The following is a 17,863-nucleotide window of genomic DNA, read 5'->3' on the forward strand; positions in this document are numbered from 1 at the left end:
AAGTTCAAAACTTAAGCGGCCTTTTTTTATTTACTTTATTTTTAGTTGTTTTTAGGCATCAAACCAAGATTCATAACATAGTTTCCTGATTGTTGCATGAAATCGCCCATGACATGTAATGATTCGTCTTCAATGAAATCGAATGAATCCTGTTTGGTTGCTTTCTCTCCTTTTTTAATCGGAGCTAAACCTCTTGCTGTTCTTAACTCATTGGTTCTTGCTAAAGTTTTTGCTTCCTGTGCATCACGTTCTGCTTTCAGTTTACCTTCGTTTAAGGTTACAGAAGTTTCAGCATCACGTTTTTTAAGTTCGGCAATATCTTCTTTCAGGTATTTAAAATCTAATGAGTTTGCAATGCGTTGCTCACTGTTCTTAATCAGGTTAGGTTTAACAGTTGTTAAATTAGCCACGGCTTTGAAGTTTGAGCTTGGAATCACATCCCAAGGTAAGGCAGATGGTTCTGTATCTTCGCCAATTTTATCCATTGGATATAAAGAAGGGAAAACAACATCTGGCGTAACACCTTTATGCTGGGTACTGCTTCCTGCAACACGATAGAATTTAGCCATGGTAAGGTTAATCTGACCCAGGTTGATATCAGCAGCGGTTGTAGATGATGGTGCAGTTCCGGTGGTTCTGTTTTTAGTAATTAAACCGGCTACTCTTTGCAACATACTTGGATTAACCAGTTTGTTTAAATCGATAGATGACTGAACTGTGCCTTTACCATAGGTTTGGCTACCCATAATAATACCTCGGCCATAATCCTGGATAGCGCCAGCAAAGATTTCAGAAGCTGAGGCACTTAAACGGTCAACCATTACGCCAAAAGGACCATCCCAGGCAACACCAGTATTTTCATCTTCATCAACTTCAATTTTACCACGTAAATCTTTTACCTGAACCACAGGTCCTTTATCGATGAATAAACCTGTTAATGAAATTGCTTCAACCAGAGAGCCTCCGCCATTACCACGGAGATCCATTACAATTGCATCTACCTTATCGAAAGTTTTTAAAGAATCGATAAGCTTTCTAACGTCGCGGGTGGTGCTTTTATAATTTTTATCACCAGCATTTGCGGCTTTGAAATCAGCATAGAATGCTGGTAAGGAAATGATACCCATTTTATAGGTTTTGCCATTCTGGTTAATGGTTTTAACCTTTTTCTTAGCTGAAGTTTCCTCTAAAATAACCTTATCGCGAACAAGTGAAATGATAACTGGTTTCGACGACATTTCCTTGCCTACAGGAATAACCTTTAAGCGTACTTTAGTGCCTTTTGCACCTTTGATTTTTGCTACAGTAGCATCAAGTCTCCAGCCAACCACATCAACAAATTCCCCGTTATCACCTTGTGCTACGGCAATAATTCTATCGCCAGGGCTTAACTGTTTATCTTTAAATGCTGGCCCGCCTGCAATAATTTCAGAGATTTTAACCACTTCGTTTTCTAATTGTAACCTTGCGCCAATACCCTCGAAAGAACGTGACATATCTTCGTTAAATGCAACGGCATTAACGGGGTTAAAATAATTAGTATGCGGATCGATAGATTCTGTAAAAGCATCCATCAAAATCTGGAATACATCCTGGTTATTGGTTTTCGATGTTTGCGATTGCAGGTTCTGGTAACGTTTTGTTAGTGTTTCAACGTTCTTTGCCTGAGGGGTTCCTGCTAAGTTCAGATTGATTAACTCATATTTAATACGTTTTTTCCAGGTATCGTTTAGTGCTGTAGAAGAGCTGGCCCATGGCATTTTTTCCCTATCGTAAACATAGGTGTCGGCCTGGTTGAAATCATATTTGTTTTTTATCTGCGCTAAGGAATAAGTGAAATATTCGTTAAGACGTTTAGCATAAACATTGTAAATATAGAATGGGCCACTTAAATCGCCGTTTTTGAAATCATCATCAAGCGTGTACCTGTATTTTTCGAACTCCTTAATATCAGAAGCTAAAAAGTAGTTCTTACCCTGATCTAAAGATTTGATATATTTATCTAAGATTAGTGAGGAAATAGAATCGTTAATTTCAAGCTTTTTGTAATTGTAGCTTTCAATAAGGTTTACTACTTCCTTAATCACCAGCTGCTGCTGCTCATCTGGCTTTACATTCGTTACGCCTTCAACTACCGGTTGAATTTTCGGAGCTGCGTGGCAGGCAATTACAGCGCCGGTAAAAAGTACAAAAAATATTCTCTTCAACATCTCTTTAAATAATTTAAAATCCATTTCTATATTCTGAATAGCCAATATGATACCATTTTAGCAAATAAACAAACAAGAGACAGCATTATTACCGTCTCTTGTTAAATATATCAAATCTAACCAAAAGGTTTTTATTTAGCAATTATGTTAAAATAACGTTCTGGGGCACTTTTTGTTTTAAAATCAGCATGTTGTAACCATATTATTTTAACAAAAATTAACAATTAAATTGTTGTTGAAATGACAAAGCTAGATCAGCCTATGTTCGTATGCATACTTAATTAGCCCGATGATACTTTGGGTTTTGGTTTTTCTGAATATATTTTTTCGATGGGTTTCCACGGTTCTTTCACTGATAAAAAGCTTATCGGCAATTTGCTTATTGCTTAGCTCTTTTTCCATCAGGCGTACAATCTCGACCTCCCGGTTGGTTAAACTGCTACTCTCCTCACTGCTAATTGTTTTCATGAGCGCAGCAGTAATTTCTGCACTGAAATAGGTTTGTCCGTCAGTAATTTTTTCAAGTGCTTCTAAAAGTTCCTTTTTACCGGTATTCTTGAGAATATAACCCGATATACCCGCATCGATCATTTCCTTGATAATGTGCTTATCGCCAAACATGGATAAAGCCAGTACTTTTATAGCAGGAAATTTCTTTTTTACCGTTCGGGTAAGTACAATGCCAGATAATTCAGGCATATTAATGTCCGTTAACAATATATCTGCTGGTTCCTTTTCCAGCATTTCGATAACTTCAAGCGGGTGGTTTGTGAAGCCTGTAACCTTGTATTTTTCTTCGCTGCTAAGCAAAGATTGCAATCCATCAATAACCATCTGGTGATCATCAACAATGAATATTTTATTTTGGTAGCTATTCATTTGCATAATTTATTAGGGGATATGAATGGCAACAAGGGTACCTTTGCCAGGTTCTGAAGAAAAATCGACCTGTCCTTTCAGGTAAGCTACCCTGCTGATTAGATTTTTTAAACCAAGCCCTTCGAAATTTTCAATTTTCGAACTGTCGAAACCTTTACCATTATCCTCTATCATGGCATTAAGTCCTTCTTCATCTTTAGTAATCTGAATCGCTAAACTATTTGCTTCAGCATGTTTAATCACATTATTTACTGATTCCTGAATTATCCGGTAAAGTACCATTTCTGTATTCTGATCAAGGCGCTCGTTCAATCCAAAGGTTTCGAGGCTAATTTTTAACTTTCTGGTATCTATTTTATCGATAAAATCCCTGATCGCGGTTATCAAGCCCGATTTAAGTAAAATGTTAGGTGCCATCTGATGAGCAATAACCCTTACTTCCCGGCAACTTTCATCAACAAGGCTTAAGGTTTTATCAAAAATCTGTTCGTCATTTTCATCTTTAAAATGCAGGTTTTGTGAAATACCGGAAAGGTTCATCTTTACTGCGGAAAACATTTGGCCTAAACCATCGTGCAATTCTGATGAAATGCGTTTTCGTTCATTTTCTTCAGCATTTAGTACCGCTTTTGTCGCTAAATCCTGTTGTTTTATCACTTCTGCCTGAAGCTTGCTTTCTTGTTTGAGTTTATAACGATTATAGAATAATAGCGAAATCAAAAGCCCGCAAACTAAAGCTGCCGAAATTATAGTGATAATAGTGTTTCGCCGGGATAATTCTAACTGCTGGATTTTGTTGTTTGTACTCAAAAGCACTATTTGTTGCTTTTTCTTTTCTGTTTCATATTTGGTTTGCAATTCGTTTATCTGATTTGCTTTCGCGATGGTAAATACAGAATCTTTTACAGCAACATACTGCTGGTGTGCCTGATATGCCGCCTGATAATCTTTTTTCAGTTCATAAAGCTGCGATAAAAGCAAATAAGCATTTTGCAACATATCAGGGTAATTAATTTTTCTGCAGAAAGCCACAGCTTTATTGGCATAATTGATTGCTTGTTCAAAGTCGTTTTTGTTTCGGTTAACTTCTGCCAGCTCGGTAAGGCAAATGGCAATGCCATAATTATCTTTTAATGCCGTTCTCAGCAATAAACTTCTTTCGAGGTTCGCTATGGCTGGCTTAAAATTTTTCATGAGGTTATACACATATCCAATGTATTCGAGGCTATAAGACTCACCTAATTTATCTTTAGCTTTCTGATAAGCATTAAGCGATTTTTGGTATTGAGCCAAAGCCAAACCGTAATTTCCTTTTTCTTCGTAAACCAAGCCAATATTGTTGTAGGCGTTAGCTTGCTGTGCATTATTTTTAATCGCCAGGGATTCTTTTAAAGCCCTTTGGTAATACTGCATTGCCTGATCAAGGTCTTTGTTTTTTTTAAAAAGTGTTCCGATTTCGTTTGAGGCCGAAGCGATTAATTCATGCTGATTGTATCGCTCAGCAAGCTGTAAAGCATTCAGGTAGCTTTTTAGAGCATTGTTATGTTCGCCCTGAAAATAAAGGATATTACCCTGAATAATGCCCGCTTCAATTAGTGATTTATGATCATTCACTTTTATGGCTTCTGCTTCAACTTTGCTCAAAAGCATTAATGCTTTATCAGGTTGTGCCCTGAAAGTATGTCTTGCCGAATCGAGTAGGTTAAATTGCTGTGCCGATGAAGGTAATATTGCCACTGCCAGAAAGTAAAAGCAGCGTATTGCCTCTTTAAAGAATCTGGCGGTGAGGTTGAGCATAATTTAGATTAGTTAACCAGTATTCTTAGTGAAATACTAAAAATACCAACACTAATATAACTATGCTGACTGAGAGATAAATACTTAAAATTAAGTAATTTAAAGGGTTGTTATTTTTTGGAAGAAACTTTACCCGAAATAATTTCCCGGGATTCTTTAATCTGTGTTTTATACTGATTGCTTTTGATTGATTTAGCCAAAAGCTCTGCCTGATTCAAGTCTTTCGAGGCCAGGCTGTAATCTTTCTTTTTAATTTTTACCTGTGCCAGGCCAAGTATTGATTCGATGTGAGAATTGCTACTGCCTAACTGACGGGCCAATATTCCCTGCTGTGTATAAAACCACATCGATTGGGTATATTTATTTTCTGCCAGATAAACTTTGCCTAAGATGTTATACGTGTTCATTTGACCCATGCGGCTGCCCATTTTTGAATAGTTTTTGAGTACCACGTTAAGGAGGATTTGCTCGGCATCGGTAAAACGCCCTAACTGGTAATGCATATTGCTCATTTTGATAAGCGCCTGGCAATAAAGACCAAAATTTTTAACGGCATTAAATTCGAACGCTGCCTTGCCAAATAAGGTTAATGCTTCATTAAATTCACCTTTTTTCTCTAAATCCTGCGCATCTTCAAAATAATTAGTCCCTTCGGCAAGATCATATTTAGAAACGGCAATATTTATTGCGCTTCCGCCAAAACCAGGCTCCTGATCTGATTTATCTATGTTTTGTGCGTATAGTTGTAAAGAGGCAAAAAGGCTCAAAAAAGCCATAACCATTTTAGTCATGCAACAAAAATAATACTTTAAATTAATTTTCAGCTAAATACCTGTAAATTAACATCGAAAGATGCCCATACCATATATGGGTGAGCATCGCAATGGTAGATTTCGCCTTGTGCGGTAATGCCTATAATACCTGCAAAGCCATCAAAGGCTTTTAATTCGGTAAAAGATTTATCCGCAGCCGCTTTCAGAGAGAAGCCATCGGTTACACGGGTAACAATTTTTGCCGCTAATGCCCCACTTACAATATCTTCGCCTACCCCGGTGCACGAAATTCCGGCATAAGCGTTTGCATAATTACCGGCAACGGTTGCCGAATCGCTAACACGGCAGGGAATTTCAAAACCTTTACCACCTGTTGAAGTAGCAGCCGCTAAATTCCCACTAGCATCTAAAGCCACACAACCTACGGTGCCCTTGTTGTTTTTTTGATTTAATTTGGCTTCGTATTCAGATTGACGTTGAGATGTTATTGGATTAAAATATTCAAAGCCATTTTCACGGGCGAAATGTTGGGCGCCTTCCCCGCTTAATACCCTGTCGTCGTATTTTAATAATTTCTCTGCAACTGCTATCGGATTCTTAATATCTTCAACGTTAATTACACCACTAAACTTTTCGGTCTTACCATCCATTAATGCAGCGCTTAGCCTCACTTTGCCATCACTTTGAATCTGCGAACCAATTCCGGCATTAAATAACTCATTATCTTCCAGCAAACCAACGGTATAAACCACAGTTTCTAAAGCTGTATGTGTTTTAAGGTATTCATGGCCAAGCGTAACAATATTAGCCAAAGCATCTTGTTTAGCCTTTTTTGTTTCCTGGTTGGTAGACGACTCACTGAAGAAGCCTCCGTGTATTATTAGTTTCATTTTATAGTATCAAGTATCAAGACCGGCATGACGTTTAACCTAATTTTAGACTTCCCGCTAGTCTTCCCATTCTCTATGCTATCGGAGCAACTTTTGGGTGGTGAATAATTAAACTGTGATCAGTTAAATCATAGACATCGCCGTCGCACATAACGTGCACAACCATATTTTTAATTGATACCGGTTGTCCCATCTCTACGTCAGTAAGGTTAGTATCCGCCATTTGCCGGCCATCAACAAGAATAACCATTCCCGAGCCTATGGCTTCCATAACATGTCCGTCAGAAATATATAAGCCAGTATCTTCACCTAAACCAATTCCTAATATGCCCGGGTTACTTGCTGCGGCATATAATAACCTGCCGATCCTTCCGCGTTGCACAAAATGTGTATCCACAATTACATCATCAATAAAACCAAGGCCTCCGGTAATTTTTACCTCACCTTTTAACAGCGCATCTTTACTGCTGCCCTGGTATATCATGTTTTTGGAACTAGCCGCGGCACCTGCCGATGTTCCGGCAATTACAACAGCTTCATTTTTATATTTCTCTAAAAGAATCTGGTGGATTTTAGTACCCCCGAATATAGAAGATAGACGCAGCTGATCGCCTCCGGTAAAAATAATTACTTCAGCTGCCCTGATGCGCTCGCAGTTTTCCTCGGCGTTTGCTTCCTCACGATTGGTTACATTTAAAACCCCAACATTGTTAACATCTAACTGGGCATAAGCTTTAATATACTCTTCACCTACTTTTTCGGGCATTAATGATGCTGTGGTAATAATTTCAAAGCGTGATTCGGTATTTTTTATTGATTCGGTAGTAACTCTCTTTAAAATTCCACGCTCAAAAAAATTCATGTTATCCGGCAGTCCGAATTGCGTTTCCGCAAAACTACCCGTATTAATTGCCCCACCTATAATGATGAGCTTACCTTTGGGAACCATTCTTTGTGTATTTTGTATTGTATCAAAAAAACCAAATATATCAGGATAAGATAAAAAATGCGACTTTTTTTGTCAATAATATTCGGTTTATTAACAAAAGTTGAAATTTTTATCTCAAAAATTTTGATGCTTTTAGCTGAAAACAAAACAATTGTAGCTTAAAATTGATTTAGGTAAATGCTATACCTGTTTTCAAAATAAATGCATAATTTACAATCATCAATTCTGCCCTTATAAATTGAGTAAAACAGGCCGGCTGAGCCATCTGGCGAATAAAAAACGACAAAACATTACATGAAGATATTAAACATACAAGTATTAAGAGGGCCGAATATCTGGTCGATAAATCGGAAAAAACTAATTCAGATGCGCCTTGATCTGGAGGAGCTGGAGCAAAGGCCAACAAATACAATTGAAGGATTTAGTGAAAGGATTGAGAAGCTGCTGCCAAGTATGTTCAGCCACAGGTGCTCTAAAGGCGTTGAAGGTGGATTTTTCACCCGGGTAAAAGAAGGTACATGGATGGGGCACGTTATCGAGCATATTGCACTCGAAATTCAGACCATTGCGGGTATGGAAACAGGTTTCGGCCGGACGAGACAAACCAAAACCGAAGGCATATACAATGTGGTTTTTAGCTATCTGGAAGAAAAGGTAGGTGTTTACGCTGCCGAAGCTGCTGTAAAAATTGCGGAGGCTTTGATTGATAATGTTGAGTACGATCTGGAGCATGATATCCGCAGGATGAAAGAGATTCGTGAACTCGAAGCCTTAGGTCCAAGTACAGGTTCTATTGTTCAGGAAGCCGTTAGTAGAAATATCCCATGGATCCGCTTAAACAAAAGCTCGCTGGTACAACTCGGTTATGGGAAGAACCAGGTTCGTTTCAGGGCCACCATGACTGAAAAAACGAGTAGTATTGCCGTTGATATTGCCAGCAATAAAGAAGAAACCAAGCGGTTGTTAACTGAGGCTGCAATTCCTGTTGCTTCAGGTGTTACCATCTCAAATCCCGATGATCTGGAAGCATCGGTAAAGAAAGTTGGTTTTCCACTGGTATTTAAACCTCTGGATGGAAACCATGGTAAAGGCGCAACCATTAATGTAAAAACCCTTGAAGAAGCAAAGGCTGCATTCGAATATGCCAAAACCTACTCACGTAGGGTAATTATAGAAAAGTTCATTACCGGGTATGATTTTCGCATATTGGTAATCGACCATAAGGTTGTCGCCGCTGCGCAACGCGACCCTGCAAATGTAAGGGGTAATGGCATTCACACCATACAGCAATTAATTGATAAAGAAAATGAAGACCCACGTCGCGGTTACGGGCATGAAAATGTTTTAACAGAGATAAGTGTTGATCGGGATACTTTAGATTTGCTAGCCAAAAAACAATATACGCTGGAAACCATCCCTGAAAAGGGCGAAATTGTTTATCTAAAATCGACAGCTAACCTGAGTACTGGCGGAACATCTATTGATGTTACGGATATTGTTCATCCGCAGAACATTTTTATCTGCGAGCGTATCTCGAGGGTTATCGGACTGGATATTTGTGGTATTGATATTATGGCCCAAAACCTAACGCAACCATTAACTGAGAATGGCGGGGTTGTTTTAGAGGTTAATGCTGCGCCGGGTTTCAGGATGCACTTAGCGCCAAGCGAAGGCTTACCAAGAAACGTTGCAGCTTCCGTTATCGATATGCTTTATCCACAGGGAAAGCTATCGCAGATACCAATTATTGCTGTTACCGGAACCAACGGAAAAACTACTACCACCCGCTTAATTGCACATATTATCCGCAGCAACGGAAAAAGGGTAGGTTTTACTACATCTGATGGTGTTTATGTTCACAATACCATGCTGATGAAAGGCGATACAACCGGGCCTGTTAGTGCAGAGTTTATTTTGAAAGACCCAACGGTAGAATTTGCTGTTCTGGAAACTGCCCGTGGTGGTATTTTACGTGCCGGATTAGGTTTTAACCAATGTGATATCGGTGTGGTAACCAATATTCAGGAAGACCATTTGGGTATTTCTGACATCCATAACCTTGACGATTTAACGCGGGTGAAAGCCGTCGTAATTGGTGCTGTTCGCCGTAAAGGCTGGGCTGTATTGAATGCTGATAACGGCTACTGTGTTAAAATTGCCCGAGATGCACGCTGCAATGTGGCGTACTTTAGTATGGATGAAAACAATCCGGTGATTAAAGAACATTGCCGTAAGGGAGGTGTAGCCGCAATTTATGAGAATGGTTACATTACCATAAAAACGGGCGACTGGAAACTAAGGGTTGATAAGGCGACCCATATTCCTTTAACGTTTGGTGGTTCGGTAAATTTCATGATTCAAAACGTATTGGCTGCAACACTGGCGGCTTACCTATGGGGATATAAAACTGATGACATCCGTTTATCGCTGGAAACTTTTATTCCTTCAGCTGCACACACACCTGGCAGGATGAATGTTTTCAGGTTTAAAGATTTTAAAGTTCTGGTAGATTTTGCGCACAATCCTGATGGATTTAATGGTGTAAAAGCTTATTTGCAAAGTGTAGAGGCAACCGAACATGTTGGCATCATTTCGGGAACGGGCGACCGGCGTGACGAAGATATTATTGAAACGGCAAGGATTGCAGCACAGATGTTCGATAAAATCTATATCTGTCAGGAAAAATACCTGCGTGGAAGAAGTCAGGAAGAACTGGTTGATTTATTGATTAAAGGAATTAAAGAAGTTGATTCGAATAAAGAAATCATCATTAATAATAAGAGTACCGACTGCCTGCAGGATGCCATTAATAAAGCACAAAAAGGCTCATATTTAACTATTCTGAGCAATACGATTGATAATACCATCCAAAGGGTCACAGAACATCTGGATAAGGAATTAGAATCATAGCTAAAAGTAAAAAAGCCCTTTCGATTATATCGGAAGGGCTTTCTAACTAATTACTAAAGCTAAACTTACGCTTGAGAATCGCGTAATCTTTTAATTTCATCATGCGATTTTCGTAAAGATGCTTTCTGATCAGAAATTAATGTTCTGATGTTTGCAGGCAATTCCTCCTCTTCAAGCGCCATTTTATAGGCATTTTGAGCTGCATCTTCACCAAACTCACAATTATTTAATACTGTTTTTCTATCGTGGCCAGTAAATAAGGCTTTAACGTCCATCCAGCCTCTATATATTTTTCCTGATGTGGTTGTGCCGGTTTCAATATCTTCTCCTGCAGCAGAAATTTCCGTTGCCAGGGCTAGTTTATATTTCTGGCTTTCTTCAATCATATTTAAAAACAAAGATTTTAAATCTGCATCACCATCTTTTAATTCTTGGCGGGCTTTTTCATAACCTTCAATTCTGTCATTATTAATTTGAACCAGGTCGTTTAAAACCTCTGCTGTTACTGTTGTAGTTTTCATGTTTTTATTTTTTATAGTTTCGATGTATTAAAGCAACACAGCCGAAAGAAAAAAAGTTTGTCATTTTTTTTAAATCCTTACAACAGTAAGCTATGTTGTTTATGTGATGTTTTTGATTGGTAAATAACCCAGGTGAATTTCATCTTCAGTTATGCTTTCTGCCGGACTAAGTTTTAATTTAAACTTCGATTTTAAGTCAGCAGTAATCACATCTTCGATTTCAAAAACATCGTCAACATCTACCCCATATTTATCATCAATATGCGATGTGGCGCCTTCAAAGCAGGTATGTTTATAGAAAGCGGTTTCCTTTGCCAGCTTTATTGCTGTAGCTTTATCAGGCGTGGCGAGCAACATTTTATAATGCGGTTCATCAAATTCGTTGGGGCGGTAACCACCAAGGTTTAAAAAGAAAAGGCTAAATTGATTTTCAATGCTTTCTGATGAAGGAATCACTTCAACTTTACAACCTTCAACGAAATTAACTTCACGCCAGGCATCGATGTGTATTTTGCTTTTCGCTTCCGGCCAGAAGTCGAAAATTTGCGGGATTAAATCTTTAAGGCTTTCGCCGATGCCAAAAAAGATATCATGTTGTTCTGTTTGCCGTCCTTGGGGCTTGCAGCCCAGCATCAGCATAAATAATTTCTGTGTTTGCATGTTAGTTTGTTGTTAACCTAAGGTCGCAATTTTTTTACTTAAAAAACCGAAGGATTTTCAATTTTATAAATGCAGATTGCAAACATTAAAAAACACCTTATGTTGTAAAAATATGAGCGCTTTTATCCAGAATCCACCAGATGGCGGAACGTTATATACAGAAACAAATCTTAACAACTTATTCCCTGAACCCTTAAATGCAATTACAAGCTGTTTCTTTTTAGCTATTGCTATTTACTGGACTTTTAAAATCAGGAAAGATTTTAAGCAGCACGCTTTTTTAACTTTTGCTTTGGTTTTGTTGTACATAGGCGGTATTGGCGGCACAACTTACCACAGCCTTAGGCGGTGGCCTATTTTTATTATGATGGACTGGATGCCAGTTATGCTCCTTTGCCTGTCGGCTGGAACATACTTCTTGGCTAAGGTTACAAAATGGTATTTCGCCGCATTAATTGTAGTTGTTTATGCATTCTTTCAGCTCTTTTTACGGAGGCAATTTACAGGTGGCGATTTCCAGCTATTTATCAATATTAATTACGCCTTTATGGCTGCCCTGGTGCTTTTTCCGGTATTTGGATATCTGTTAAAAACAGATTGGCGAAATGGTAAATGGGTGGGTTTTGCTTTAATTTCTTTCATTTTTGCTTTAACCTTTCGCATAGCGGATAAATGGGAAATATTAACTGTTGGAACGCATTTTCTGTGGCATACATTTGGTGCAGTGGCTTCTTTCTGTATGCTCAATTACATTTATCTGGTTAATAAGAAAGCTATAAAATCTTAATCAAAACTTCATTCTTAAAAGGTGTAAAAATTGTATATTCGACTAAAACGATTCTAAAAATGAAAAAATTATTGATTTTAGCGAGCCTTATAATAGGGTTAAATTTTGCATCGAATGCACAGGGGATTTTAAGTAAAGCGACATCAGCGGCTACTTCAGCGGGTTTTGATGTAAACAGTTTAACTTCGGGGATAATGGGTAAATTAACTTCAGGATTAAGCTTAACAACGGCGCAACAGCCAACGGTTAAATCGGCGGTAAAAGACTTTTTAGTAGAAAAAGCAACAATTCTTGCCACACAGAAAACAGACCCAGCAGCTTATCAAACTAAATTTGGTAAACTATTTTCAGGTTTGAAATCAAAGTTAGGAACAGCGCTAACAGTGGCGCAACTCACTAAATTTACATCTTTAAAACCTGCAACGCCATCGGCATCTAACGTACTTTCGCAGTTGTTTTACTAAAACTTAGGAGCGGCACAATTTACACCTCACAAAGTTGTGCCGTTTATGTTACGGCAGTTTGGTATGTACCTTTGAGTAATCGAGTTTTTTCTGGTTTCCTATGGCGTACTCAATTCCACCATATAAGTGTTTTAAGAACATCGGGTCGATCCAGGTTTCATCGGTATGGCCCATTGATGTGTAGAAAGAACGTCCGCCGTCGAAACTGTGGTACCAGCTAAAGGGGTGGAAATTTCCATTTTTGCCTCCTTTATATGATGATTCATCAATCGTAATCAAAACCTTAATATCCGGATTAATATCCTTGAAATTATAAAGCTCATCTTTGTGTATCCACGCAGAATCGGTCATAAACTTAGTGGATGGGTGTTTTTTGTCTTTTATCACAAAACGGGCTTCCTGTTGGGCAGGGTGACTTAAAAAATAAGCACCGGCAAGTTTGCCATACCACGGCCAATCATATTCAGTATCGGTTGCAGCATGCACACCCACATAGCCTCCACCAGCCTGAATATACCTTTCAAAGGCTGCCTGCTGCGCATCGTCCAACACATCACCAGTTGTGCTTAGAAAAATAACAGTTGCATAGTTTTTTAAGTTAGCTTCTGTAAATAAAGCTGCATTTTCCGTTGTGTCAACCAGAAAATTATGTTCGCTGCCTAATTTCATTATGGCTGCTTTTCCTTTTTCAATTGAAGCATGGCGAAAGCCTTTGGTTTTGGAAAAAACCAAAACCCTTGGCGATTTTTTAGCAGTATAACTTTGAAGTAAAATTGCAGCAGCAATAAAGAAACAAATGGAAAACAGTTTTTTCATGTTATTTGGTTAGCGATGTAAGGGATAATGAATTGAAAACTAAATTAAGAAAGTTGTTTGATAATTTCTTTACATCTTTCTTCAACTTGTTGGCAAACCGGCTTAAAAAGGCTATTATCCCAATAGGGGTCTGTAACTTCATCGTTATCAAGAAATAGTTTAACTTTTTTTCGCTCCTCATCGGTTTTTGCCAGGTTTTGAACATCCTTTAAATTGTTTCTATCCATCACCATAATCAAATCGTATTTGGCAAACATTTTCTGATTAAATTGCTGTGCCCGTTGCTTACTGATGTCGTAGCCTAAAGCTTTAGCGGCGGCAACACTTCGGTAATCGGGCGCTTTCCCGATATGCCAGTTGCCGGTTCCTGCAGAGGCAATTTCCCAATTTAAATTTTCTTTATCGGCTAAATGACGCATAATGCCTTCAGCAAGTGGCGAACGGCAGATATTACCGAGGCAAACCATTAAAATTTTCAAAATTATTTCGATTGAGCTTTGTAAATGTAGGTAAAGGTGTATACAGTTCCTCCCGATGCAGGACTGGTAATTGTTTGGGTTAAGGTATTTCCGTTTAATGTCATCGGAGAATTCTTATTTGCCGATAGGGTAATCTGGTTATCGTTTCTTACCCAGGTTTTAATATCGGTTGATGCTGCCATATCGCAAAGTGCGCCGTTCGAACCGGAAGTATATGTCCCATCATTTGAAAAGGTAAGTCTTAAGTTTGCAACACAGCTGGCTTGCCCCATTAGCTCAATGTAATTATTGCTGGTTTTGTTGTTACTAGTCATGGCTGGTGTTACCGTTACCGAGGCGATAACCCAGTTTTTACTGGTAAGTGTTTTATCCATGTCTTTTTTACAGGCAAAGGCTGTGCGTACGATAAATAATAAAATAAGTTTTTTCATAATAGCGGTTTTTAATGGTAAACGAATTTACAGATGATTATGCTACAGGCCATAAAAAAAGCCTCATGTTTTGAGGCTTTTAATCTTCTGATAATAAATTTATTACCCGTAAATGTCGTTAATCATTTTTGCTAATCGAATACCACCTTTTAATAATTGTTGATTCAGCGTTTCCACCCATTCGAAATTATAGCGATAGCTAAGTTTGGCATCGGGTTTAGCATTTTCATATATCTTGCTGCAAACCAGGTAAGATTCGTATATGCAATCTTTTAAGCTTGTATTTCGCCAGTTGTAAAGCTGAACCGCCGATGGGTGGTTAATTGCTTTAGCATATTCAGTGTAGCTTAATTGCTGGTATTCGATTAATTGCTCATCCCACACTTTATGGATATTCGATTTCTCGTTAAACCATAATACAGAAACCCGGTTGCCTCCCAAATCTTCTTTATGTGCTACGTGCATGGGTTGGCATAAATCGCCTGCAAGGTGAACAAGCATCCTCAGCGCTAGTTTTTTTTGTTCGGCGGTACTGCTGGTTTTCTTTAAAACGGCAATTAAATCAGGGATTTTATTGTAAAGATTAGGTGCTTTTTCAGTTTCAAGAATATTATACACACCTTGTTTATCCAAACCACCCGGAAGATTTACAAAATGCCAGTTGTACATGTAATTATAGGTAGAATCTGATTTTATAAAATCGCCCCAGTTTGCCGACATGGCGAGGTTTTCTGAACCGAGAATGGCCTGAACGGCTTTGCGTGCTTTTGCAGTTAAGTAACTATCGGCAATTTCGCCTACTACGCGGTGGCCAATCATGCCCCAGGCATTTGCCTGAATGGGTGCATAGGTTAACAAGCCAATTGCAGCCAGAATGGCAAGTTTCTTTCTTATTGTTTTGAAAATCATGTTATAATTCTTTTTGTACGCAGGTAACTTTTTCTTTTAATGATAAGGTGATTTCGCGTTGGTCGCTCAGGCTTTCCAAAAGTAACGTATCAGTAGTCTTTTTCTTAATCAGGAAATTTTTATCATAGCGGCCAATGCGGTAACATCCCGAAATTTTTTGTTTATAGTTGGCATGCGTAAATGTTGCCCCAACAAATAAAGTATCGCCTTTTACAGCATAAACACCTTTGGCATATTCTTTCCACACACCGTTATTGAAGCACGAATCTTCATACAGGTTAAGTTTACTGTGTGTTACCAAATCGATATAGACTGAATCGCAGGTAAACTTAAAATGGTGCTGGGTATAATTACTGAGTTTTTCGCTGAAGGCAACAGTATCTTCATTCCATACACCCTGCATAAATTCTTCGCCTTTACCCTGGATATTGGGACGTGGAGAGCAGGCAATCTGTAGAATAGAAAAGGTAAAAAGGATGATGTACAAATGCCTTAACCTTAAGGAAAGTTTGATAGTTGTCAAACTAAGATGTTTGTTTTTTGATATTGGCATTTTTCGCAGGGCGATTATTTTTTAAGCAATATTTTGGGTTAAATAAACCCGATTGAAACGGAAATACTTTTGATTGCACGAACTTTAAATAAGTTGTTATGCTGAGGCACGAAGCATCTGCAAGCGATGAAATAGCTGCTTGGTGACTCAGCACGACATAAGTTTTCAAAAGATTGAAGTGTAAAGCGGGGCTTTCGGATCCGAAGAACGAATGGCCCTGCTTTTCAAATATTATTTCAAACTCCCAACCATATCTTCCGGACGAACCCACTCATCGAATTGTTCGGCGGTTAATAAGCCCAACTCAACAGCTGCGGCTTTTAAGGTTTTATTTTCCTTGTGTGCTTTCTTCGCAATTTTTGCAGCGTTTTCGTAACCTACATGCGGGTTTAACGCAGTAACCAACATTAACGAGTTTTGTAAATGTTTCTCAATTTCTGGGAGGTTTGCCGTAATACCTTCAGCACATTTTACAGTGAAAGAAACACAAGCATCGCCGATTAAGCGGGCAGATTGCAATACATTAGCTGCAATTAAAGGCTTGAAAACATTCAGTTCGAAATGACCTGACATGCCGCCCACAGAAACCGCAACATCGTTACCGATAACCTGAGCGCAAACCATTGTTAATGCTTCTGGTTGTGTTGGGTTAACTTTGCCCGGCATAATTGAAGAACCTGGCTCGTTATCAGGAATTACAATTTCGCCAATTCCACAACGTGGACCAGAACTTAACATACGCACATCATTAGCCACTTTCATTAAGGCAACAGCGGTACGTTTTAAAGCGCCAGAAAGTTCAACCATCGCATCGTGAGCCGCTAAGGCTTCGAATTTATTCGGTGCCGTAACAAAAGGCAAGCCCGTTAATTCGGCAATTTTTTTAGCTACCAAAACATCGTAACCTTTAGGCGTATTTAAACCTGTGCCTACTGCAGTACCACCCAAAGCCAATTCAGCAACCATTACCAATGCATTTTTAATTGCCCTGATACTGTTGTCGATTTGCTGAACATAGCCCGAAAATTCCTGGCCTAATGTTAGCGGTGTAGCATCCATAAAGTGGGTGCGACCGGTTTTTGTAATGCCTGAAAATTCTTCTACTTTTTTAGCCAAAGCATTACGTAAGGTTTCCAAACCAGGAATAGTATTTTCAACAGTTAATTTATAAGCAGCAATATGCATTGCTGTTGGGTAAGTATCGTTCGATGATTGCGATTTGTTTACATCATCGTTCGGGTGAAGTACTTTTTTATCATCAGCCAATGCGCCACCGTTAATAACGTGCGCACGGTTTGCAATTACCTCATTGCCGTTCATGTTACTTTGTGTTCCAGAACCTGTTTGCCAGATTACCAATGGAAATTGATTGTCCAAATCACCAGCAATAATTTCATCACAGGCTTTAGCAATTAAATCAGCTTTATCTGCAGAAAGTACACCAAGTTCAGTATTTGCTAAAGCTGCAGCTTTTTTAAGGTATCCAAAAGCATGGATAATCTCTTTCGGCATTGAACCTTCTGGTCCGATTTTAAAGTTGTTGCGTGAGCGTTCTGTTTGTGCACCCCAGTATTTGTCGGCAGGTACCTGCACCTCGCCCATGGTATCGTGTTCTATTCTGAAACTCATTATATTTTGATTTTTGTTGTGGCAAATTTAAGTTTTTTGCCTATAAAGCAAGGTATTATATTCGATATTTACTTGAGGCTGATGGCATGGATTGATTGGGGGGTAATTGCAGTTTAGAAAGTTACTAATGCAAATTTTGCTAAAGCTTTAAATCGGTTGGTTAAAACCAATGGTAAAGATTGCTTTAAAAATAAATACTGTACAAA

17 protein-coding genes are annotated in these 17,863 nt (G+C 38.6%); 3 read left to right on the forward strand and 14 right to left on the reverse strand.

Going from position 1 to position 17,863, the window contains the following annotated elements; all coding sequences use genetic code 11:
• Positions 1-41 precede the first annotated feature (41 nt).
• From R2R71_RS07300 to R2R71_RS07325, 6 genes are all read right to left on the reverse strand, one after another.
• On the reverse strand, positions 42-2,234 hold the full coding sequence (locus R2R71_RS07300; protein ID WP_316830604.1) for a carboxy terminal-processing peptidase: 2,193 nt from the start codon (positions 2,232-2,234) through the stop codon (positions 42-44).
• Between the two features lie 225 nt (positions 2,235-2,459).
• Positions 2,460-3,089 (reverse strand): response regulator transcription factor, encoded by a 630-nt coding sequence (locus tag R2R71_RS07305; RefSeq protein WP_316830605.1) that lies wholly within the window; start codon positions 3,087-3,089, stop codon positions 2,460-2,462.
• 12 nt (positions 3,090-3,101) lie between these two features.
• On the reverse strand, positions 3,102-4,886 hold the full coding sequence (locus tag R2R71_RS07310; protein WP_316830606.1) for a sensor histidine kinase: 1,785 nt from the start codon (positions 4,884-4,886) through the stop codon (positions 3,102-3,104).
• 110 nt (positions 4,887-4,996) lie between these two features.
• Entirely contained in the window at positions 4,997-5,677 is a 681-nt protein-coding gene (locus tag R2R71_RS07315; RefSeq protein WP_316830607.1) for a hypothetical protein, read from the reverse strand.
• Positions 5,678-5,706: 29 nt separating this feature from the next.
• On the reverse strand, positions 5,707-6,549 hold the full coding sequence (locus tag R2R71_RS07320; RefSeq protein WP_316830608.1) for an isoaspartyl peptidase/L-asparaginase: 843 nt from the start codon (positions 6,547-6,549) through the stop codon (positions 5,707-5,709).
• A gap of 73 nt (positions 6,550-6,622) precedes the next feature.
• The gene (locus tag R2R71_RS07325) at positions 6,623-7,498 is read right to left on the reverse strand and encodes a cyanophycinase (RefSeq protein WP_316830609.1); all 876 of its coding nucleotides are present in this window, start codon (positions 7,496-7,498) and stop codon (positions 6,623-6,625) included.
• A gap of 294 nt (positions 7,499-7,792) precedes the next feature.
• On the opposite strand from R2R71_RS07325, the gene cphA reads away from it, so the two are divergent.
• Positions 7,793-10,408, forward strand: coding sequence for a cyanophycin synthetase (cphA, locus tag R2R71_RS07330; protein WP_316830610.1), 2,616 nt, complete (start codon positions 7,793-7,795; stop codon positions 10,406-10,408).
• Between the two features lie 65 nt (positions 10,409-10,473).
• Here cphA and R2R71_RS07335 read toward each other — a convergent pair whose 3' ends face one another.
• The gene (locus R2R71_RS07335; protein ID WP_316830611.1) at positions 10,474-10,929 is read right to left on the reverse strand and encodes a PA2169 family four-helix-bundle protein; all 456 of its coding nucleotides are present in this window, start codon (positions 10,927-10,929) and stop codon (positions 10,474-10,476) included.
• A gap of 99 nt (positions 10,930-11,028) precedes the next feature.
• Positions 11,029-11,589: a DUF1543 domain-containing protein gene (locus R2R71_RS07340; protein WP_316830612.1), complete on the reverse strand. Its 561-nt coding sequence runs from the start codon at positions 11,587-11,589 to the stop codon at positions 11,029-11,031.
• Positions 11,590-11,701: 112 nt separating this feature from the next.
• Between R2R71_RS07340 and R2R71_RS07345 the strand changes: the two genes are divergently transcribed.
• Complete coding sequence (locus R2R71_RS07345; protein ID WP_316830613.1) at positions 11,702-12,376, forward strand: hypothetical protein; 675 nt, start codon at positions 11,702-11,704, stop codon at positions 12,374-12,376.
• Between the two features lie 59 nt (positions 12,377-12,435).
• Positions 12,436-12,840: a hypothetical protein gene (locus tag R2R71_RS07350; RefSeq protein WP_316830614.1), complete on the forward strand. Its 405-nt coding sequence runs from the start codon at positions 12,436-12,438 to the stop codon at positions 12,838-12,840.
• A gap of 48 nt (positions 12,841-12,888) precedes the next feature.
• On the opposite strand, the gene R2R71_RS07355 is transcribed toward R2R71_RS07350, so the two are convergent.
• The 6 genes from R2R71_RS07355 to fumC all read right to left on the reverse strand — a co-directional run bounded on the left by R2R71_RS07355 (position 12,889) and on the right by fumC (position 17,657).
• Positions 12,889-13,656 carry a ThuA domain-containing protein gene (locus R2R71_RS07355; protein ID WP_316830615.1) on the reverse strand — a complete coding sequence of 256 codons (768 nt, stop codon included), beginning with the start codon at positions 13,654-13,656 and terminating at the stop codon, positions 12,889-12,891.
• Between the two features lie 44 nt (positions 13,657-13,700).
• On the reverse strand, positions 13,701-14,135 hold the full coding sequence (locus R2R71_RS07360) for a low molecular weight protein-tyrosine-phosphatase (RefSeq protein ID WP_316830616.1): 435 nt from the start codon (positions 14,133-14,135) through the stop codon (positions 13,701-13,703).
• Between the two features lie 2 nt (positions 14,136-14,137).
• Positions 14,138-14,566, reverse strand: a complete 429-nt coding sequence (locus tag R2R71_RS07365) for a hypothetical protein (RefSeq protein ID WP_316830617.1) — start codon at positions 14,564-14,566, stop codon at positions 14,138-14,140.
• Positions 14,567-14,668: 102 nt separating this feature from the next.
• Entirely contained in the window at positions 14,669-15,475 is an 807-nt protein-coding gene (locus R2R71_RS07370) for a S1/P1 nuclease (RefSeq protein WP_316830618.1), read from the reverse strand.
• A gap of 1 nt (position 15,476) precedes the next feature.
• A complete protein-coding gene (locus R2R71_RS07375) occupies positions 15,477-15,998 on the reverse strand; it encodes a fumarate hydratase (RefSeq protein ID WP_316830619.1) in 522 nt (173 codons plus the stop codon).
• Positions 15,999-16,259: 261 nt separating this feature from the next.
• Entirely contained in the window at positions 16,260-17,657 is a 1,398-nt protein-coding gene (fumC, locus tag R2R71_RS07380) for a class II fumarate hydratase (RefSeq protein ID WP_316830620.1), read from the reverse strand.
• Positions 17,658-17,863 lie beyond the last annotated feature (206 nt).

The organism is Pedobacter aquatilis, assembly GCF_032678405.1.
GTDB classification, from domain to species: domain Bacteria; phylum Bacteroidota; class Bacteroidia; order Sphingobacteriales; family Sphingobacteriaceae; genus Pedobacter; species Pedobacter aquatilis_A.